The organism is Streptomyces sp. NPDC097981, from assembly GCF_040302565.1.
In the GTDB taxonomy this organism is placed as follows: Bacteria; Actinomycetota; Actinomycetes; order Streptomycetales; family Streptomycetaceae; genus Streptomyces.
This window is the reverse complement of sequence record NZ_JBEORW010000001.1, coordinates 132,897-152,536: the sequence shown is the minus strand read 5'-3', so window position 1 is coordinate 152,536 and position 19,640 is coordinate 132,897. Positions and strand designations below refer to the sequence as shown.

Sequence of the window (19,640 nt, the reverse complement as noted above, 5' to 3'; positions counted from 1 at the left end):
CGAGCACGAGGCACGAGGCACGAGGCACGAGGCACGAGGCACGAGGCACGAGGAGTACGCGTACTCGCCGGGCCCGCACCCGCCACCGGTCCCCCGGGTCAGCAGAGCGCCGTCAGCTTCTCCCACTCCGCCCGGTCCGGGCCCACCTCGTTCGGCGCGAAGCCGGGCCGGGCCGCCAGCCAGCGTGCCACCCGGGCCCGGACCTCCGGGTCCGCGTACGCCCGCTCCGGCAGCTCGGCCAGGTGCCGGACCCGCGCCCGGGCCCGCATCACCTCGGGGTCCTCCAGTGCGCACTCGAACAGCGCGGCGACCTCGCGGGCCGTCCCCGTCCGCCCGGTCCGGGTCGCGAACCGCTCGCCGATGGCCGCGTCGGCCACCACCTGGAAGTCGAACCACGGCTTCAGGGTGCGCACGGCCCACGCGTGGTATTCGGCTGCGAAGCGGTCCGATCCCGGGTCCCGGTGCGCCGTGCGGGCCACTCTGCGGGCGGCCCACAGCGCGAGCGAGGTGCCCTGCCCGAGCGTCGGGTTGGTGTGCGCGACCGCATCCCCGACCGGCACCAGCCCGGTCACCACCGGCCCCCGCTCGTCCGCCAGCGCGCTCCACCGGTTGTCCAGGCTCGCCGTGGCCAGTACGCCGGACAGCGGTGCGGCTCCCAGGTCCAGCCAGGCCGCGCCGGGCGGGAAGGCCCGGGCGGCGGCCTCGAAGACGACGGGATCGCGCAGCGCGGAGCGGGTGGTGTCCCGGGTGTGGACGAACAGCGTCACGGCGAACACCCGGTTGTCGGCCGGGAAGACGGCGCACCCGGCGAAGGTCCCGCCGGTCACCGTCCAGGGCCGGCGCGGCCCCTCCTCCATCCCCTCGGGCAGCCGGTACCAGCGGCAGAAGTACGCCAGCCCCGTGCGGTGCCGTTCCACGACCGGCGGCCGGCAGCCGGCCGCGCCGAGCAGGCGCTCGATGCCGCCGCGCCGACCGGCCGCGTCCACGACGAGGTCCCCCTCGTACGCGCCCGCCTGCGTGGTCACCCCCGCCACCCGGATCGCGCGGCCTGCCGGCTCGGCCATCAGCCCGGTCACCGGCTCCCCGTGGTGCATGACGGCCCCGGGTTCGGCGCGCAGGGCGCCGGCCAGCGCGCTCTCCAGCACGATGCGCCGGGCCAGGAGCATCACGAGGTCCTCGTCGCCGGGCCGCTCCGGGGGGCGTACGTCGAACCAGTCCAGTTCGTGCCGTTCGCGGGCGCCGAGGCGCAGCATCTCCGCATGGACGTCGGGCAGATCGTCGCGCAGGACGGTGCGGGCCGCGCCGAGCAGGGCGTGCGGCTGGGTGGCCTGCGGGACGCCCGGCCGGTGCCAGCCGAAGAAGTCCCGGTCGAGCGCGGTACCGGGGGCTCGCGCATCGCGTTCGAAGAGTTCGGCGGTGTGTCCGCGGCGCGCCGCGAGCAGTGCGGTCGCGAGCCCTCCGACACCTCCGCCGATGACCAGCACATGTGCCATTGCGTGCCCCCCGAGCCCCTGAGCCGATGAACGGTACGAAGATCAGACCGCTCAGAGCCTGCACGGACGGGCCCTGGCCGAAACCCGCACACCTGTCCGACGGACTAGGCCCGGCTCCCGTCCGGGCCCCGGCCCGCGCGGTGGGCGTCGAGGGCCCGCCGGGTCTCCGCCTCGATCAGGTCGGTGTTGATCGCCACGGCCGCCCGCAGCCCGGCCGCTGCAGCCCCGGCCAGCTGCTCCATGGGGCCGGTCACGTTCCCGGCCGCCCAGACGCCCCGCAGCGCGGTGGCCCCGGTGAGCGGATCCGCTTCCAGGCAGGTGCCGATCGCCGCTCCGGCCCGCTCCACGGTGGCGACGGGCAGCCCCAGGCTCGCCGGCACCCCGGCGCGGGCGGTGAACCGCGGAGCCACCACGAGGGCCGTGCACTCCACGGCCGCACCGCCGTCAAGGGCCACCCCGGCCATCCGGTCGCCGGTGATTTCGAGGCCGGTCACCCGGCCCTGCGCCACCGTGATGCCCAGGGCGCGGAGCAGCTCCCGCTCCTCGTCGGTGAGCCGCGAGGTGTGGGAGAGCAGGGTCACCCGGTCGCTCCAGTTCCGCCACATCTGCGCCTGGTGCACGGCGAGCGGACCCGTGGCCAGCACCGCGATCGGCTCGTCGCGGACCTCCCAGCCGTGGCAGTACGGGCAGTACAGCACGTCCCGCCCCCAGCGCTCCCGGAGCCCCGGAAGGTCCGGCAGCTCGTCCACCAGCCCGGTGGCGATCAGCAGCCGGCCGGCCCGGACCGTCGACCCGTCGGCGCACCGGACCAGGAAGCCGCCGCCGGGCAGCCGGTCGGCGGCGATCGCGGTGCCGGCCGCCCCGGACCGGATCCCGCCCCCGTACCCGGCGACCTCCGCCCGCCCCGCGGCCAGCAGCTCCGCAGGGCTCGCCCCGTCCCGGCCCAGGTAGCCGTGCAGATGTGCGGCGGGGGCGTTGCGGGGGCTGCCGGAGTCGAGCACCAGCACCGAACGGCGCGCCCGGGCCAGGGTCAGCGCCCCGGCGAGCCCGGCGGTCCCGCCGCCCACGACCACCACGTCGAAAGAGCCGGAAGAGCCCGAAGAGCCCGTCACCGCGTTTCCCCTTGCGTCGTCCACGTTGTCCATACCGGTGAGGGTGTGGCCCGGTGCGCACTCCTGACAAACTCTGCTGCCGTACCGGCAAGGGAAGCGGAGCAGATCGATGACAACGCCGAACGAGCGGACCGAGCGCCCGGCACGGGCCGTCCCGCAGCCCAACGCCGTCGTCGGTGTCGGGCTGGTCGTGTCCGACGCCGACGGGCGGGTGCTCCTCGGGCAGGCGCACGACGGCCGCTGGGAGCTGCCCGGCGGGAAGGTCGACCCCGGGGAGAGCTTCGAGCAGGCCGCCGCCCGGGAACTGGCCGAGGAGGCGGATCTGCGGGTGGCCCCCGAGGACGTCCGGGTCCTGGCCGTGCAGCTGTCGCCGAGGACCGGAGCGACCCGGCTGACGGCGGCAGCCGTCACCACTGCCGCCGACGGCACCCCGAGGGTCACCGAGCCGCACAAGATCCTGCGCTGGCAGTGGTTCGCCCCGGCCGATATCCCGGATGCCCTCTACGCCCCCTCCACCGCGGTCCTGCGCGCCTGGCGCCCCGAGCTCGGGGCGACCCTGCCGCCCGAGCCGTCGTACGACTACCCGACGGCGTAGCGCCTCCCGCAGGGGCCGCCGGCCCGCTGTGACATCTCCCACCCCCTCTTGCCACGGGAAAGAAGGCATTCCTAAGTTCTGACTTATGGCCCCACACCACCCCACACCCCCCACACCCCCCACCGGTCCGGGCACCCCTCCGCCGGCCGACTTCACGCTCGACCTCACGGGGATCGAAGTGCTGCGGCGGGCCCAGGTCATGGAAGCCCTCGGCCCCGACTGGGACCCGATCGAGGTCCTGCGCGGCGAGGAGGCGGCGTACGACCTGCTGTACTCCGGCCTCGACGAGGAGCAGCAGCGCACCTACGACGACCTGGTCGCGGCCGGCGTGCTCCCCTCGCGCGGGGGCGGCCATGCTCCCGCTTGACCCGCATGCGGACCTCGGGCGCCGCGCGTGGGTGACCTGTCCGAGCTGCAACGACAGCCGCGGGTGCACGCCGTGCGAAGAGCAGCGCACCTGCTCCGACCACTGGCGCTACCTGCTCTCCAACACCGGCAGCCTGCTGCACCTGCAGTGCCCGTCCTGCACCCACGTCTGGGTGCACGAGAGCGGATTCGGCGCGACCCGTTCCCTGTGGAGCCGCATCACCGGCGGCCGCGCCGGACTCTGACCGCGGGGCCGCGGGGTCCGCCGGGGCCGGGACTCACACCCCCGCCGGGGCCTTCTGCGCGAAGTAGCCCTCGCCCAGGTCCTCCGCGAGCAGCCGCTTCGCGATCGCGTCGGCCGCCGCCCTGAGTTCCTCGCTCCGCGGGCGGCCTCGGTCCTTCTCCAGCTCGCCGCCGAGCCAGTCCCCCCACGCCCTGGAGATGGTCGCCGCCTCCCGCTGCCCCGCCGGGGTGAGCGTGAAGAAGGTGCCCTCGCGGGTCAGGTACCCCTCCTCCATCATCCGGTCGAACACGGGCAGCAGGACTTCCGGGGGCACGGAGCGGCGCGAGGCGATGAGTCCGAGGCTCGCGTGCCCGACGGTCCGGGTCATGATCTCCACCTGCATCACCGCCCAGGCACCCGCCATGTCCAGCCGGGTGTCCGAGGCGTTCACGATCGCCCGCGCCGTCTCCGGCCCCATGTTCCGTACGAGCTGGCCGACCGCCAGCTCCAGCAGTTTGGCCGAGTCGCCTGAGGCCGTGACGGGTGAGGCGAAGCCCTCGCCCATGTCCGTGGACGCCGCCCGCGCGGTGTCGCGCAACCGGACCTGTTTGAGGAAGAGCGCGACGACGAAGCCGATCCCGGCCACCGGCACGGTCCACAGGAACACCGTGTGCAGGGCTTGCGCGTACGCCTCGACGATCGGGCCGGCCGCCGCCGGGTCGAGCCCGTGGACCCCCTTGGGGCTCCGGGCCGCCTCGGCCAGCTGCGCCGGATCGGCCCCGGTGGCCCGGGCCGCCTCCGCGACGGCCTTCTCCAGTGCGGGGCCCAGGGCGTTGGCGTAGATCGTGCCGAAGACCGCGGTGCCGAACGAGCTGCCGAGCGTACGGAAGAACGTGACACCTGATGTGGCGGTGCCGAGGTCGGCGTAGTCCACGGTGTTCTGCACGGCGATCGTCAGGACCTGCATGCACAGGCCGATCCCCGCACCGAGCACGAACATGTACAGCGACTCCAGCCAGGCGCCGGTCCCGGGTCCCATGCGGGACAGCAGGTACAGCCCGATCCCCATCACCAGGCAGCCCAGGATCGGGAAGATCCGGTACCGCCCGGTCTTGCTGGTCACGTTGCCGCTGAACACGGACGCGATCAGCAGGCCGATCACGAGCGGCAGCGTCCGTACGCCCGAGACCGTGGCCGAATCCCCGTCCACGAACTGCAGGTACGTCGGCAGGAACGTCATCGCGCCGAGCATGGCGAAGCCGACCACGAAACTGAGCACCGAGCAGACCGTGAAGACCTGGTTGCGGAAGAGCCGCATCGGCAGCATCGGCTGCGCCGCCCGCGTCTCGACCACGCAGAACAGGGCGAGGGCCAGCACGCCGACCACGAAGAGCCCGGTGATCGTCGCGGATCCCCAGGCGTACTCGTTGCCGCCCCAGCTGGTGGCCAGGATCAGGGCGCTGGAGCCCACCGCGACCAGGGCGATGCCCAGGTAGTCGATGCGCGTCCCCCCGGCGGCACGGACCGAGGGGATCGTCCGGGCCGCCGCGACCACCACCAGGATCGCGATCGGGACGTTCACGTAGAACGCCCAGCGCCAGGTCAGGTGGTCGGTGAACAGGCCGCCGAGCAGGGGCCCGATGACGGTCGCGACCCCGAAGACGGCGCCGATCGCGCCCTGGTACTTGCCGCGTTCGCGCAGCGGGACCACGTCGGCGATCAGGGCCATGGAGGTGACCATGAGACCGCCGGCGCCGACGCCCTGGACGCCCCGCCACAGGATGAGCAGGGACATGTTGCTCGCCAGGCCGCACAGGAACGAGCCGGTGATGAACACGATCGCCGAGACCTGGAAGACGAGTTTCCGGCCGAAGAGGTCGCCGAACTTGCCCACCAGCACGGTCGCGACGGTCTCCGCGAGCAGGTACGAGGTCACCACCCACGACATGTGGTCCCCACCGCCGAGATCCGCCACGATCGTGGGCAGAGCGGTGCCGACGATCGTCTGGTCGAGGGCCGCGAGCAGCACTCCCAGCATGATCGTGCCGAAGACGACGTTGCGCCGCCGCCGGTCGAGCACGATAGGCGCCGCGGCTGCGACGGCCGCTTCGTCAGGGGCAGTGGTCACATCTCGCACTCTCACAGCGCCCCCGCGCCGACGCATGCGGCACGGGGCCGTACGGGCGAACCCCTCCGCGCCGCCGCAGGGCTCCCGTACCGGATCAGCGCAGGTAGGCCAGCCCCGGGTGCTCGGCCGCGTAGCGGTCCAGGAGCCGCCGGGCCACCCCGACCGAGTCCACCAGCGGGTGCAGGGCGAAGGCCTTGACCGCGGTCGCCCGGGAGCCGCTCGCGGCGGCCGCGAGGACCTCCCGCTCGACCGCCTTGACGGAGGCCACCAGGCCCACCGCGTGCAGCGGCAGCGGGTCCACGGCCACCGGGTGTGCGCCGTTCGCGTCGACCAGGCAGGGCACCTCGATGACCGCCCGCGCGTCGAGCACGGACAGCGTCCTGCCGTTGCGGACGTTGAGGATCAGCGTGGCCCGCTCGTCCCGGGCGATGGCCCGCATCAGGGCGAGCGCCACCTTCTCGTACCCCCCGGACTCCAGATCGCTCTCGTCGCGCTCGCCGAGGCCGGCCGCCTCGCGGTTCTCGGCCATGTAGGTGGCTTCCCGCTCCGCCCTGGTCCGGTCCCAGGCGGCCAGCGCCGACCCGGCCGGCCGGTCCGCCCGGCCCGCCTCGGCGTAGAAGCCGCGCTGCTGGTCGCGCAGGAACGCGCCGCGGGTCTGTTTGGCCTCCGTGTACGCCCGTACGGTGTCACGGTTGAAGTAGTAGTAGTGCAGGTACTCGTTCGGGATCGCGCCGATCGAGCGCAGCCATTCGGCTCCGAACAGCCGGCCCTCCTCGAAGGACTCCAGCGCCTCGGTGTCGGCCAGCAGCCGGGGCAGTTCGTCGCGGCCGCCGATGCGCAGCCCGCGGACCCAGCCCAGGTGGTTGAGGCCGACGTAGTCGATCCAGGCCTCCTCCGGGCGGGCGCCGAGCAGCCGGGCGACGCGCCGGCCGAGCCCCACCGGGGAGTCGCAGATCCCGATGACCCGGTCGCCGAGCTCCTCGGCCATGGCCTCGGTGACCAGCCCGGCCGGGTTGGTGAAGTTGATGACCCAGGCTTCGGGGGCGATACGGGCGACCCTGCGGGCGATCTCCCGGGCGACCGGCACGGTCCGCAGGCCGTACGCGATCCCGCCCGCGCCGACGGTCTCCTGGCCCAGCACCCCCTCGGCCAGGGCGACCCGCTCGTCCGCGGCGCGGCCGTCGAGGCCGCCGACACGGATGGCGGAGAAGACGAAGTCGGCCCCGCGCAGGGCCTCGTCGAGGTCCCCGGTGGCGGTGACGGCCGGGGCGTCGGGCGCGGCGGAGGCAGCCGCCTGGTCGGCGAGTACCCGGGCCATGGCGCCGAGCCGGGCCGGGTCCTCGTCGTACAGGGTCACATGGGACACCCGGCCCTCGGCATGGTCGCCGAGCAGTGCGCCGTAGACGAGCGGCACGCGGAATCCGCCCCCGCCGAGGATGGTCAGCCGCACGCCCCTACCGCCCTTCGCCCGCGCCACGACCGGTGCCACGATCCGTGGCATCCGACCCGCGACACCTGATGGAGGGCTCCAGTGTCCCCCGCCGCGGGCGGGCGGGGGGGGGAGTCAGTCCTCCAGCGACGGCACGGCGCGCAGCCGGGGCCCCTGGTGGAGCGGGGCGGCTGCGCCCGGAACCGGACCCGTCGCGACGCCCTGCGGCGCCGACAGGATCATGGTGATCCGGGTGAGGCCCATCCCGTCGAGCATCCGGCTGGATTCGGCCACCAGCCGACAGCGTACGAGCCCCCAGCGCGGGTCCCAGTGGCGGACGGTCCGCACGGCCCCGTCGCGTTCGGCGGCATCGGCCCCGTGGGTACTCAGCCAGTGCGGTACCCCGTAGCGGTAGGCCGCCTCCATGAACGGGTCGCGGGCCACCTCCTGGCGGATGCTGCTCAGGCCCTCGTCCTCCGGAGCGGCGGCGAGCGCGTTCGCGAACTGGGCCAGCAGCGGCACGCACCAGGCCGGTTCGTGGTCCTCCAGCACGGCCGCGGCGTCCGGGTGGAACAGCACGAACCGCAGGAAGTTGTCGTCCGGCAGGGCGGTCGGGTGCGGGCGCACGGACTGGAAGAGCTTGTCGAACGCCGAGTTGGTCAGCGCCACGTCCCAGCGGTGGTCCACCAGGAAGCTCGGGTACGGCACGGACTCCATGAGGGCCGCGTAGTCGCACAGGTAGTCGCGCTGGGCGGGGTCCTGGGGCAGCCGGCTCTCCTCGGCCGCCCGCCAGGTCGGCGGGGGGTCGCGGTCGACCATGACGCGGAAGAGCCAGAAGCACTGCCGCTCGCTCATCTCCAAGGCCTCGGCCAGGGCGAGCAGTTTGCGGTCCGTCCACTCCTTGACCAGGCCGCGTTCCCAGTTCCCGTAGGCGCGGACACTGATACGGAGCCGGGCGGCGAGGTCCTCCTGGCTCAGGCCGAGCTCTTCGCGCCGCTGGCGCAAAATCTCCTTGCGTCGCTCCGACCGCACTGCGCCGCGTGCGGACTCGTCGCCCGCCAGGCGCTCCTCACCGGCTCGGGCGAGGCCATCGGACGGGCCCACCGCTGCGAGATGTGGCACCGAGAGCTCCCCCTCTTCACGGTCTGGATCTTCAATTACCTCTGGCGATCCTGCTACCGACTTCATTCGAGTGTCAACTATCGTGGCAGTTCCGGCCTCTTGACAGCTCATTCCCGCCACAGCTGTGGCAAGTTCTGGCCCTGTGGCGGCGGAGCGGCTAGATTCCAAAAGCCGACCATGTGCCCGAACCGACCCCGCCGCGATCTAGGAGAACCACTGGTGACAGACGGCTTCCCGGCTCCCGTCGCGGTGGCCAACGCGCCCCTGGCAGCCACCGTCACGCGCGTCGCCGAACTCGCGGGCAAAATGGGCCGCGACCTGAACAGGGTCTTCGACCTGCGCCGCCTCTCCGAGGCCTCCGGCGTACCCGCCGACGTGATCAGGACCCTGCTGGACGGCCGCCCCGCCGGCGAGCCCTGCCTGCAGACCCGCTTCCTCCAGCGCCTCGACCTGCTCCGGCGGACCCGGCTGAAACCCAACGGGCGCCGGTACACGCAGCAGGAGATCGCGGACGGCGCCGGCATGTCCCGGCAGCAGGCAGGAGCCCTGATCAACGGTGACCGCAGGCCCACCATGGAGCACTGCGACGCGATCCAGCGCTTCTTCGGCGTCCACGCCGGGTTCCTCACGGCGCACGACGCCGACGCCCTCACCGACGCGCTCCAGCGGACCGAGCAGCAGATGCTCCAGGACTACGCGGGCCGCGCCCGCGAAACCGCACCCGCCCCGGCGGCTTCGACCGGCGATCCGCTGGCAAGACTCCTGCAGAACCACGGAGTCCGGGGCATCGCCTGGCGCGCCGCGCAACTGCCCAGCGACAAGCACCGGGACAAGGTGACCGAATGGCTGGACATGCTTCTCGAAAGCGTCAAACCGAATGAGTCCTGACCCAGTCGAAAATCTGGGTCTGATCCTTGAGTCCTGATCCGGATCCGCGCCGACGGGGAGAACGGTGAGCATAGGCAGAGAGCAGCGCCGGTTGTGCGGCGAACTGGTGGCCGGTATCCGGCTCACCGCGCCCGTGGAACCCGTGGACCTCTACGCCGCCCTCTGCGAGGGCATGAGCAAGCACCGCGGCCGCCGGGTGGACTTCCGGATGGCCTCGTTCCCGCCGGGGACGGCAAGCGGCCTGTGGCTCGACATGGCGGACCGCGATCTGGTGGTCATCGAGGAACGCACCGCACCGGACCACCAGCTGGTCATCCTGGGCCACGAGCTGTGGCACATGAAGGCCGGCCACTGCAGCCACCACGTCGACGGTGCAGCCGTCGCCGCCCGGCTGCTGTCCGACGAGGCCGATCTCGGGGAGACCGTCCGGCGGGTCGCCGCGCGCACGCGCGCGGACGTCTCGGAGGAGACGGAGGCGGAGACGTTCGGCTTACTGCTGGGCAGCCGCTGCCGGACCTGGCTCGCCGGTTCCGCGAACCACCGGGCTCCCGCACAGCGTGACCAGTTGGCGGGCCGCATCGAGGCCTCGCTCGGATACCGGGGGCACAGGAACGACCGTTGAACGGCCAGGACTACTACATACCGGCAGCCGCCCTTGCGGTCTCACTCGCCTTCAAGGTGCCGGCGCTACGGCACAGCTGGCGCGACCCGCTCCTGCGGTCGGTCTGCGCCCTGCTGATCCTGGCCGGATCGGTGTTCACCTTCGCCGCTCCGCCGACCATCGTGGCGGTCAACCGCTGGACCGGCGTCGCCAACATCTCCGCCCCGCTCGTCTACTGCCTCATCACCATGTTCAGCGCCGCCTGCCTGGTGCTGATCGTGAACTGGCGCGGCGGCCCGCCCGAGCTGACCCGGCGCATCTCGCGCCGCTGGATCCTCGGCTACTCCGGGGTCGTCGTGGTGCTGGTGGCACTCTTCGCGCTCGGCGACACCCCGGTCGAGCGGCTGCGCGACTTCGACACCTACTACGCCAACACCCCCTACACCCAGCAGATGATCGCCCTCTACCTGACGGCGCACCTGGTGGCGGCCGTCGTGATGGTGGCCATGTGCTGGCGCTGGTCCCTCCAGGTGCACGGCTGGCTGCGGATCGGCCTGATGATCATCGTCTCGGGCTACGTCTTCAACCTCAGCTACGACGCCACCAAGATCACCGCGGTCGTCGCCCGCTGGACGGGCCACAACCTCGACGGCCTGAGCACCTACATCGCCCCGCCGCTCGCCTCCGTCGGTGCACTGATCAGCGCGATCGGCTTCGTGCTGCCCCTGCTGTGCCAGCGGCTCTCCGACAGCTGGCAGACCTGGACGACGTACCGGCGGCTCGGCGCGCTCTGGCACGAGGTGCAGATCGGCGCCCCCAGCGGCACGCCCTGCGTGCAGATGTCCTGGTGGGCTCCGGCGGAACTGCGGGTGATCCAGCGCGAGTCGGACATCCACGACGGATTCCTGCACCTCGGCCCGTACTTCGACCTGCACCGCCGCGAGGACGCGTACGCGAGCGCCCTCGCGGCCGGCGCGGACGAGGAGACGGCGCTCGCGGTCGCCGACGCGGCGATGGTCGCGGCCGCCGTCCAGGCCCGCTCGGCGGACCCGGAGGGCTCCGTCATCGGGGCCACCGAGGAGAGCGTCCTCGACACGCTCGGCGGAGCACGCGACCTCGTACGGATCTCCCACGCGCTGCGTCATTCGCCGGTGGTGCAGGCCGTACGCCGGCAGGTGGCGCTGACGGAGAGCGGGCCGGCCTGAGCCGGCCCGCAGCGGCCTCGTCGGGGCGGCCCCGCGGCCCCTCGGGGCGGCCGGGCGTCAGCGCGCGGCCACGGCCGGCGCCGATTTCGGGAACAGGTCCTGGAACGGGCCTGCGGAATCGATTCCCTCCCGGCCGTAGGGTGCGTCGAAGCTCCACACCATGAACAGCAGGAACACGATCAGCGCACTGAACAGCCCGGCCAGCAGCAGCTCGCGCCCGGAGCGCCGGATCTGCAGGGTGAAGATCAGCCCCACGGTGACCACACCGCCGACCAGCAGCCCGAACCACACGACGCCCGGCAGGGTCGACTCGTCGGCCTGCACGCGCGAGTGGCGGGCGTCGTCGGCGGCCGCGATGTGGTCCAGCAGCGGCTGGTAGGCCTGTGCCTGGAGCTCGTTGGCCGGGCTCTGGTGGGTGACGTCGGTGCGGAGTTTGCCGAGCAGCTCGGCGCCCCTGGGCGAGGCGCCCCGGCCCGAGGTCAGCAGCGGCCAGTCCACGGCGACGGTGTGGGAGACGTACGCGTCGACCTCGCCGCGGATCCGGTCGCGCACGGGGGTCGGGTAGACGTCGGCGCGCTGGGTGACCTCGTACAGCGACTGGGCCTCGCGGCGCACGCTGTCCTCGGCGGCGCCGCGCGCCTCCCAGACGCCGGCGATGGCCAGGCCGAGCACGATCGCGTAGACCACGCCCACCATCATCGTCATGTACTCGATGACATCGGGGGTTTCGCTGGTGTCCTCGTCCTCCGCGACCCGGCGGTGCCGGAGCGCGGTGCAGGCGAGGACGAGGGCGCAGACGAGCGCCATGGCGACGGCCAGGACCAGCCATTCGGACACGAGGGTTCTCCCGTTGGTGGATCGGTGGGTGGATGCGCTGAGAGCGGGACTCAGCCGCGGCTCTTGGAACGCGGCCGCAGCGCGGCGGCGGCGAGCACGGCCGGGGTGGTGACGACGGCCATGAGCATCACGGTGGACATGCCGCCCGGGCCGCGCCGCTCCAGGGCCGACGGGTGGTACGGGCGCACGTGGAAGGCGGTTGCGGGCGCGGGCGCGGCTGCGGCCCGGGGCGGGGCAGGTGCTTCGGCCGGCGGCGGCGAGGCCACGGGCCCGGCGTCCGGCGCGGGCGCCACGGGCTCCGGCTCCGCGGCCTCGGCCTTCGCCGTCGGCCCGGACGGCTCCGGGCGCCCGGGGGCGGCCACGGCCGGCACGGGGCCCCGCCCGGGGTGGTGCACGGCCGGCCGGCCGGGTACGACGGCCCGTGCCGGGGGCCGGACCCCGGGGGGTGCGGCGGCGGGCCGGCCCGGCTGCCCGGCCGGCACGCAGACGTCGAGCCGGGCCCCGTGGCGGCCGATGCCGTCGTCCGCGACCGCCACATGGCCCTGCAGCGGGCAGAGCGCCGCCACCAGGCCTGCTCCGGCGAAGTACTGCCAAGCGGTCACCGCGCGTCCTCCCGTACCGCTGGGGCGCCCCCGGCGGTAGCGGGGGACGGTTGTGAGGGTTTCGGCTGGAGAAACGATCACAGCGGTGCTTCGATACGCCGCAGACGCGTCAAGATCCCCGGCACATGGACTACTTCAAGCCATCCGCCGTAAGGGGGTGCTGGGCACCGCGCTGGTGCTGTGCCCACTCGTGCGGCGCTCGCCGCCTGCGAGGCCCCGTTCTGCTGCTCGCCGAAGACCGACCGGTTCGCGGCGACCGCGTCGGCGCGCTATCCGGCCACGCGAAGGCGGGCGGCTGCCGCCTCGGCCTCCCGTACGACGCGGTTCGTGTCGATGTCGACGAGCCGGCCGCCGAACTTCAGCGCCCGTCCGTCCACGAACACGGAGTCGATGTTCTCGGGCCGCCCGTTGAAGACGATCTGGCCGATCCAGTCGAAGCGCGGCGCGAAGTTCAGGGCGGCCGGGTCGATGACGACGACGTCGGCCCGCTTGCCGGGGGTCAGGGAGCCCACCCGGTCGGCCATGCCGAGTGCCTCGGCGCCACCCAGCGTGGCCATCCGCAGGACGTCGTGCACCTGCGGGAAGACTCCGGCGTCCGTCGCGCGGGCGCGTTGCAGGCCGATGGCCGTCTTCATCAGCGCGTGGAAGTCCGAGCTGTCGTTGGTGCCGCCGTCCAGCCCCAGCCCGACCTTGACACCCCGTCGCCTGAACTCGGACAGCCGCATGACGCCTGAGGCCAGCCGCATGTTGCTCAGCGGGCAGTGGGCCGCGCGCGCGTCGTGGTCGGCGACGGCGGCGATCTCGTCGTCGGTCAGGTGGATCGCGTGGTTGATCAGGAGCCGCGGCCCCAGCGCGCCGATGTCGGCGAGGACCCCGATGGGATCGTCGGCGCGCTGATCGGAGCGTTCCAGGACATGGGAGTTGAGCATGACCCCCAGGTCCTGGGCGGCCTCCCAGTGCGCGCGGTTGAGGTCCTTGACGGCTCGCGCCGCGTGCGTGGCGACCTGGAAGGAACCGAGCGGTACCGGGTCGACGAGTTCCTTCTTCACCTTCGCGACCAGCGTCGCGCCGGGCTCTGGCGGGAACATGGCGTACGTGAACCGCACCCCGGTGCCGGCCAGGGCCCGTACGTAGCTCTCGACGAGGTCGTACGCGAAGATGTCCACCCAGTCCACGAGCGTGGTCACGCCCGACTGGACGGCGTCCAGTGCCGCGAGGCGTACGAAGCTGTGGACCGCCGCAGGTGTCAGGCGTTCGCGCCGGGGGGCGGTACACCGTTCGAGCCAGTCGAACAGGTCGCCGTCGGTACAGCCGCCGCGGATCGCCGCCTGCCAGAGGTGGGTGTGGGTGTCGACGAAGCCCGGCATGACGAGCTTGCCCGAGGCGTCCACCACCGAGGTGTCCGGCGGCGCCTGGAGGCCCGTACCGACGGCGGCGATGGTTGCGTTCCGCATCAGGACGTCGGCGTTCTCCAGTAAGCCGAGGGGCCCGGCGCCCAAGGCCGGATCCAGCGTGAGCACGAGCGCGGCCCCGCGGAGCAGGACCGCACGACCGGCGGGGACCGGCGGGTGGGCGGGGCGGTCGGGGGGTGCGGAGCGGGCAGTGACGCCGAGGAGGAGCGGGGCGGCGGCGGCCAGACCGACGCCGGTGAGGAGATCGCGGCGGCTGGGGGCCGGCCGCGGTGCGGGGGTTGACTGCATGGCGTGAAACCTCCCGAGAGCTCAGTACGGAAGGCCCGCCCGGACGACACGGTGACGGAGCGTCGGGCACGGGCGGGAGATTACCCGCAGCATTCCCAGCGAACGGCCTCTCGAAAGTCGATTTCGGAAAACATTTTCCGCTCCGGCCGTGTACGGGTCATGCCGGTGACCGGAGGGTCCCGGCCTCGTGCCCCTAGCCGAGGGACAGAGCGGGTCCGGTGACCATGAGCCCGAGGTCGTGGCCCGCGTACGCGAAGAACGCGAACAGGACCAGGGCCGCGCCGCCCAGCGACACGTCCTTGAGGAACTGGACCTGTTCCATCATCTTGGCCTGCGGGTCCTTCTCGGCCCAGAAGCCGTGCATCAGGACGGCCACCGAGAAGGAGAACGCGGCCAGCACCAGTGCACCGATGTCGGCCCACAGGCCGACGCCCACGCTCACGGCCCCGACCAGCATGGCCAGCCCGCTGACGACCGTGGCGGGGACGGGGAACGGCAATCCGCGCGATGCCGCGTATCCGGCCATCGCCTTGGTGTTGGTCAGGTGGTTCACCGCGGAGGCGGCGAAGAGGCCGATGAACAGCAGACGGCCTATGAGCACGAGCACATCCATGATGACCTCCGTGGAGCACCAGGTTGTCCGCGTATGTCACTCCTGCCCTCATAATGACCGTTCACCCGCCCGGCCTATTCCGCCACGGCACCCGCCCCTCCCCCGCCCCATCATCGGATCAGCGAATCCGCAGCTCAGCGGCGCTCCATGCGGGGATCTACCGGGTAGCGGAAGGACGGTGGCGGGTGGCAGCGGACAGGCTGGGCGTTCCGGACGTGGCGGACGGTGAGGGCGGAGCGGACTGGGCGGACGGGGCGGACGGCTTCGGAACCCGGCTGGAGCGGCAGGTCGACGCCCTCATGGACGGCCTGCGGGCCGATCTGGAGCGGCTGGCCGCGATCCCGTCGATCGCCTTTCCCGGCCATCCGCCGGAGCCGGTCGAGGAGGCGCACGACCTGGTGGTCTCCCTGCTGCGCGAGGCCGGAGTCGCCACCGTCGAGCGGCTCGACCTCCCGGACACGGCCCCGGTGGTCTACGGGGTGATCCCGCCGCCGGAACCCGACGCCCCCACCGTGCTGCTGTACGGGCACTACGACGTCCAGCCGGCCGGCGACCCCGCCCTGTGGCACTCTCCGCCCTTCGAGCCCACACCGGTCCCCGGCGGGCTGCGGGCGCGCGGCATCGCCGACGACAAGTCGAACGTGATCGCGCACCTGGGCATGCTGCGGCTGTACGGCGGCCGCCCGCCGGTCGGGATCAAGCTGGTGATCGAGGGGCAGGAGGAGTACGGCAGCGCCTTCGACGCGTACCCGCCCACCGACCCCGCCCGGTTCGCCTGCGACGCCATCGTGATCGGCGACCTCGGCAATCTGCGCCCGGGCACCCCGACCCTGACCACCGGCACGCGCGGGGCCGCCGAGGTGACGGTGGAGGTGCGCACCCTCGCCGAGCCGCGGCACAGCGGCGAGTTCGGCGGCGCCGCCCCCGACGCCCTGCTGGTGCTGCTCCACGCGCTGTCGACCCTGCACGACGCGAACGGCGACGTCGCCGTTCCGGGCCTGCGGCGCGAGCCGTGGGCGGAGGCGACGTACACCGAGGAGGAGTTCCGCGACCTCGCCTCGATCCCCGACGACCTGCCGCTGCTCGGCACCGGCTCGCTCGGCGAGCGGCTCTGGAGCGGCCCCGCCATCACCGTCATCGGCCTGGACGCACCCGCCGTGGACCAGGCCGCCTCGGCCGTCGTGCCGTACGCCCGAGCCCGGCTGAACCTCCGCTTCCACCCGCACCAGGACCCCGGGGAGGCCCAGGCGCGGCTGGTGGGACACCTGCGGGCGCAGCGCCCCTTCGGCATCCCGCTCACCGTCACCCCCGGCGACACCGGCCCCGGCTTCGAGACGCCGACGGGCGGGCCCGCATACCGGGCGGCGCTCACCGCGCTCCAGGAGGCCTGGGGCACACCGGCCTCGTACGTGGCCACGGGCGGTTCGATCCCGCTGGTGAAAGGTCTGGCCGAGGCCGCCCCGCAGGCCGAGGTGCTGCTGTTCGGGGCGCAGGACAGCATGTGCAACCTGCACGCGCCGAACGAGCGGGTGCTGCTGTCCGAACTGCGCAACACGGTGGTGGCGTTGGCCGCCTTCGTACGCGAGTACGCGGCGGACTACCGCGCGGCGGTCGGCGGCCCGGCGGACGGCGGCCCGGCGTGATGCACGGGACAGGGCAGAGGCCGGCCGCATGTTCAGGTGGACACTGCGGGGCCTGGTCTCTCCTGCCCCGCCGGGCCCGGGTACGCCGAAGGGGCGCGGCCCGGGTGGGTCGCGCCCCTTCGTTCAGCCGGGTGTCAGCCCGCCTCGGTACCGCCGAAGCGCTCGCGGTAGGACTCCAGGTCCTCCTCGGTGACCCTCGCGAAGAGCACCGGCGGCACGGTGAACGGCGTGCCCGCCGGGACCGCGTCCAGGGACCTGGCCTGCTCCGGGGTGACCCACGTCGCCGTGTCGTCGGCGAGCTCGAAGGCCGAGCGCATGGCGCGCGCCGAGGCCGGGATGAACGGCTCGGAGACCACCGAGTAGAGGTGGATGAGGTTCATCGCGGTGCGCAGGGTGAGCGCCGCGCCCTCCAGGTCGGTCTTGACCTCCAGCCAGGGGGCCTTCTCGTCGAGGTACGCGTTTCCGGCCGACCACAGGGCGCGCAGCGCGGCCGCGGCCTTGCGGTACTGGAGCGACTCCATGTGGCCCTCGTATTCGGCCAGCAGCTCGGCGATCTGCTCGCCCAGCTTGGCCTCGGCCTCGCCGGCGGGGCTGCCGGCCGGGACCTCGTCGCCGAACTTCTTGCGGGAGAAGGTCAGCACGCGGTTCACGAAGTTGCCGAGGGTGCCGCCGAGGTCCTTGTTGACCGTGGCGGCGAAGTGCTCCCACGTGAACGACGAGTCGTCGGACTCCGGCGCGTTGGCGATGAGGAAGTAGCGCCAGAAGTCGGCCGGGAGGATCTCCAGGGCCTGGTCGGTGAAGACGCCGCGCTTCTGCGAGGTGGAGAACTTGCCGCCGTAGTACGTCAGCCAGTTGAAGGCCTTGACGTAGTCGACCTTCTTCCACGGCTCGCGGGTCGCCAGCTCGGTGGCCGGGAACATCACCGTGTGGAACGGGACGTTGTCCTTGGCCATGAACTGGGTGTAGCGGACGTTCCCGGCCTCGTACCACCAGGACTTGTAGTCGCGGTTCTCCGCGTCGAGGTCGGACCACTCCTTGGTGGCTCCGATGTACTCGATCGGGGCGTCGAACCAGACGTAGAAGACCTTGCCCTCGGCGGCCAGTTCGGGCCAGGTGTCGGCCGGGACCGGGACGCCCCAGTCGAGGTCGCGGGTGATGGCGCGGTCGTGCAGACCCTCGGTCAGCCACTTGCGGGCGATGGAGGACGCCAGCTGCGGCCACTCCTCCTCGTGCTCGGCGACCCAGCCTTCGACCTCGTGCTGGAGCGCGGACTGGAGCAGGAAGAGGTGCTTGGTCTCGCGGACCTCCAGCTCGGTGGAGCCGGAGATGGCCGAGCGGGGCTCGATCAGGTCGGTCGGGTCCAGGACGCGGGTGCAGTTCTCGCACTGGTCGCCGCGGGCCTTGTCGTAGCCGCAGTGCGGGCAGGTGCCCTCGACGTAGCGGTCCGGCAGGAAGCGGCCGTCGACCGGCGAGTAGACCTGCCGGATCGCGCGCTCCTCGATGAAGCCGTTCTCCTGGAGCCTGCGCGCGAAGTGCTGGGTGATCTCGCGGTTCTGCGCGGAGGAGCTGCGGCCGAAGTAGTCGAAGGACAGCTCGAAGCCGTCGTAGACCGCCTTCTGCGCGTCGTGGGCCTGCGCACAGAACTCGGCGACCGAGAGGCCGGCCTCCTTCGCGGCGAGTTCGGCGGGGGTGCCGTGCTCGTCGGTGGCGCAGATGTAGAGGACGTCGTGGCCGCGCTGGCGGAGGTACCGGGAGTACACATCCGCCGGAAGCATCGACCCGACCATGTTGCCCAGGTGCTTGATCCCGTTGATGTACGGAAGCGCGCTGGTGATCAGGTGTCGAGCCATCCTCGGATGCTCCATTTCATCTATGCGGTGACAACGTGGCGTGACGGATTGTGATGCGGTTCATCGTATCGAACCGCCGAAAGGCCACGTGCCGCATTTCCGCGGGGTGGATGTAACGCAAAAGCGAGGGAAGTGACCTCTGCGTCACGGCCCTCGCAATGGGCCCATGCTACAGCCGGAGCGGATCACCGCGGACCGGTGTCCGCGGTTCGGTCGGCCGGGCCCGTCGGGCGGGTCGTCCTGGCTGGTCACACGGCGTACGCCGGTGCACGGCGGCCCGGCATGGCCGGGGCATATGCGGATGCGCGGACTGAGCCCGCGCATGATCGAAGTCGGTCACTCGCCGATCATCACCGAACGTAATCCTTCGAGGTCTCTCTTCTGCACGCTCCGGGTGCGCCTGCACTGCCAGGCTGTCCGCGCACAGGGGATGAGGTGAGGTGGAACGGTGAGCGATGGCGGACCAGAGGAGTCCGGTGGGGCCGTGGGACTGCCCAGCCGACGGCGGCGGCCGACGCCCATGAGTCAGTGGAACCCGACGGCCCGCCTGTCGTACTGGGCCTTCCACGCCAACCGGAGGCCCTCGTACATGCGTTTCGCGTATCTGCAGCTGGGCTCGGACGCGGCTGCGGAGGACGCGGTGGACGCCACCTTCGACTCGATCATGAACGAGTGGTTACGCATGCTCCACATGGACCGGCTCGACGCCTACGCCTGGACCATCCTCAAGCAGCGGCTGGTCGACCGGCAGCAGCGGCGCGGCACCTTGCCCGAACCCATGGACATCAGCGCCTTCGAGGCCGCCCTCAAGGAGGCCCACGCCGACCAGTACGAGGTGCTGACCGACACCATCCGCTTCTACTCCGCCGTGTCCCGGCTCGCCGAGCGCCAGCGGGACACCGTGCTGCTGCGCTACGGGCTCCAGTGCAGCCCCGGTGAAGCCGCCTCGGTGATGGGCGTCGACGAGGCCACCGTCCGCTCGCAGCTCGGCCAGGCCCACCGGCGGCTCGCCCGCATGCTCGACACCTCCGCCGAGTCATGAGGCGCCGCGAGGGCAAGGAGGAGCGCGGCGGCGACGCCGCCCGCCGCTCCCTGGCCGAGTTCCTGACCCGGGCCGGCGTCCGCGACCGGTACCCGCACTACGACCTGGGTGCGGCCGAGGCGCGGCTGCTGCGCGCCTCCCGGGGGAAGTCCTCGGCGGCGCCCTCCCGGCGCCGGGCCGCCTACGGCTGG

18 protein-coding genes are annotated in these 19,640 nt (G+C 72.6%); 8 read left to right on the top strand and 10 right to left on the bottom strand.

Annotated features, from left to right (window positions below; all coding sequences use genetic code 11):
- Positions 1-98 precede the first annotated feature (98 nt).
- Together ABTY04_RS00660 and ABTY04_RS00655 are read right to left on the bottom strand one after the other, a co-directional pair.
- Entirely contained in the window at positions 99-1,493 is a 1,395-nt protein-coding gene (locus ABTY04_RS00660) for an NAD(P)/FAD-dependent oxidoreductase (protein ID WP_352211105.1), read from the bottom strand.
- A 104-nt stretch (positions 1,494-1,597) separates the two neighbouring features.
- Positions 1,598-2,638: an NAD(P)/FAD-dependent oxidoreductase gene (locus ABTY04_RS00655; RefSeq protein ID WP_352211104.1), complete on the bottom strand. Its 1,041-nt coding sequence runs from the start codon at positions 2,636-2,638 to the stop codon at positions 1,598-1,600.
- A 76-nt stretch (positions 2,639-2,714) separates the two neighbouring features.
- On the opposite strand from ABTY04_RS00655, the gene ABTY04_RS00650 reads away from it, so the two are divergent.
- From ABTY04_RS00650 to ABTY04_RS00640, 3 genes are all read left to right on the top strand, one after another.
- Positions 2,715-3,200 (top strand): NUDIX domain-containing protein, encoded by a 486-nt coding sequence (locus tag ABTY04_RS00650; protein WP_352211103.1) that lies wholly within the window; start codon positions 2,715-2,717, stop codon positions 3,198-3,200.
- An 85-nt stretch (positions 3,201-3,285) separates the two neighbouring features.
- Positions 3,286-3,567: a DUF6400 family protein gene (locus tag ABTY04_RS00645; protein ID WP_352211102.1), complete on the top strand. Its 282-nt coding sequence runs from the start codon at positions 3,286-3,288 to the stop codon at positions 3,565-3,567.
- Positions 3,554-3,811, top strand: coding sequence for a hypothetical protein (locus tag ABTY04_RS00640; RefSeq protein ID WP_352211101.1), 258 nt, complete (start codon positions 3,554-3,556; stop codon positions 3,809-3,811). Before ABTY04_RS00645 ends, ABTY04_RS00640 begins: the two co-directional genes overlap by 14 nt.
- A 33-nt stretch (positions 3,812-3,844) precedes the next feature.
- Here ABTY04_RS00640 and ABTY04_RS00635 read toward each other — a convergent pair whose 3' ends face one another.
- The 3 genes from ABTY04_RS00635 to ABTY04_RS00625 all read right to left on the bottom strand — a co-directional run bounded on the left by ABTY04_RS00635 (position 3,845) and on the right by ABTY04_RS00625 (position 8,468).
- Positions 3,845-5,917: an MDR family MFS transporter gene (locus ABTY04_RS00635; protein ID WP_352211100.1), complete on the bottom strand. Its 2,073-nt coding sequence runs from the start codon at positions 5,915-5,917 to the stop codon at positions 3,845-3,847.
- Positions 5,918-6,011: 94 nt separating this feature from the next.
- Entirely contained in the window at positions 6,012-7,367 is a 1,356-nt protein-coding gene (locus ABTY04_RS00630; protein WP_352211289.1) for a 6-phospho-beta-glucosidase, read from the bottom strand.
- A gap of 114 nt (positions 7,368-7,481) precedes the next feature.
- Positions 7,482-8,468 carry a helix-turn-helix domain-containing protein gene (locus ABTY04_RS00625; RefSeq protein ID WP_352211099.1) on the bottom strand — a complete coding sequence of 329 codons (987 nt, stop codon included), beginning with the start codon at positions 8,466-8,468 and terminating at the stop codon, positions 7,482-7,484.
- 219 nt (positions 8,469-8,687) lie between these two features.
- On the opposite strand from ABTY04_RS00625, the gene ABTY04_RS00620 reads away from it, so the two are divergent.
- From ABTY04_RS00620 to ABTY04_RS00610, 3 genes are all read left to right on the top strand, one after another.
- A complete protein-coding gene (locus tag ABTY04_RS00620) occupies positions 8,688-9,356 on the top strand; it encodes a helix-turn-helix domain-containing protein (protein ID WP_352211098.1) in 669 nt (222 codons plus the stop codon).
- A 64-nt stretch (positions 9,357-9,420) separates the two neighbouring features.
- Positions 9,421-9,978, top strand: a complete 558-nt coding sequence (locus ABTY04_RS00615) for a toxin-antitoxin system, toxin component (RefSeq protein ID WP_352211097.1) — start codon at positions 9,421-9,423, stop codon at positions 9,976-9,978.
- Entirely contained in the window at positions 9,975-11,162 is a 1,188-nt protein-coding gene (locus ABTY04_RS00610; protein WP_352211096.1) for an MAB_1171c family putative transporter, read from the top strand. Before ABTY04_RS00615 ends, ABTY04_RS00610 begins: the two co-directional genes overlap by 4 nt.
- A 57-nt stretch (positions 11,163-11,219) precedes the next feature.
- Here the strand turns inward: ABTY04_RS00610 and ABTY04_RS00605 are convergent, their stop codons facing one another.
- The 4 genes from ABTY04_RS00605 to ABTY04_RS00590 all read right to left on the bottom strand — a co-directional run bounded on the left by ABTY04_RS00605 (position 11,220) and on the right by ABTY04_RS00590 (position 14,914).
- The gene (locus ABTY04_RS00605; RefSeq protein WP_352211094.1) at positions 11,220-11,999 is read right to left on the bottom strand and encodes a bestrophin-like domain; all 780 of its coding nucleotides are present in this window, start codon (positions 11,997-11,999) and stop codon (positions 11,220-11,222) included.
- A gap of 50 nt (positions 12,000-12,049) precedes the next feature.
- Positions 12,050-12,601 (bottom strand): hypothetical protein, encoded by a 552-nt coding sequence (locus tag ABTY04_RS00600; protein WP_352211093.1) that lies wholly within the window; start codon positions 12,599-12,601, stop codon positions 12,050-12,052.
- A gap of 269 nt (positions 12,602-12,870) precedes the next feature.
- Positions 12,871-14,301, bottom strand: a complete 1,431-nt coding sequence (locus ABTY04_RS00595; RefSeq protein ID WP_352211092.1) for an amidohydrolase family protein — start codon at positions 14,299-14,301, stop codon at positions 12,871-12,873.
- A 193-nt stretch (positions 14,302-14,494) separates the two neighbouring features.
- Positions 14,495-14,914: a DoxX family protein gene (locus ABTY04_RS00590; RefSeq protein ID WP_352211091.1), complete on the bottom strand. Its 420-nt coding sequence runs from the start codon at positions 14,912-14,914 to the stop codon at positions 14,495-14,497.
- 275 nt (positions 14,915-15,189) lie between these two features.
- Between ABTY04_RS00590 and ABTY04_RS00585 the strand changes: the two genes are divergently transcribed.
- A complete protein-coding gene (locus ABTY04_RS00585; protein WP_352211288.1) occupies positions 15,190-16,557 on the top strand; it encodes a M20/M25/M40 family metallo-hydrolase in 1,368 nt (455 codons plus the stop codon).
- A 134-nt stretch (positions 16,558-16,691) separates the two neighbouring features.
- On the opposite strand, the gene metG is transcribed toward ABTY04_RS00585, so the two are convergent.
- Positions 16,692-18,407 carry a methionine--tRNA ligase gene (metG, locus tag ABTY04_RS00580; protein ID WP_352211090.1) on the bottom strand — a complete coding sequence of 572 codons (1,716 nt, stop codon included), beginning with the start codon at positions 18,405-18,407 and terminating at the stop codon, positions 16,692-16,694.
- Positions 18,408-18,927: 520 nt separating this feature from the next.
- Between metG and ABTY04_RS00575 the strand changes: the two genes are divergently transcribed.
- Positions 18,928-19,449 carry an RNA polymerase sigma factor gene (locus ABTY04_RS00575; protein WP_352211089.1) on the top strand — a complete coding sequence of 174 codons (522 nt, stop codon included), beginning with the start codon at positions 18,928-18,930 and terminating at the stop codon, positions 19,447-19,449.
- Positions 19,450-19,640: the final 191 nt, after the last annotated feature.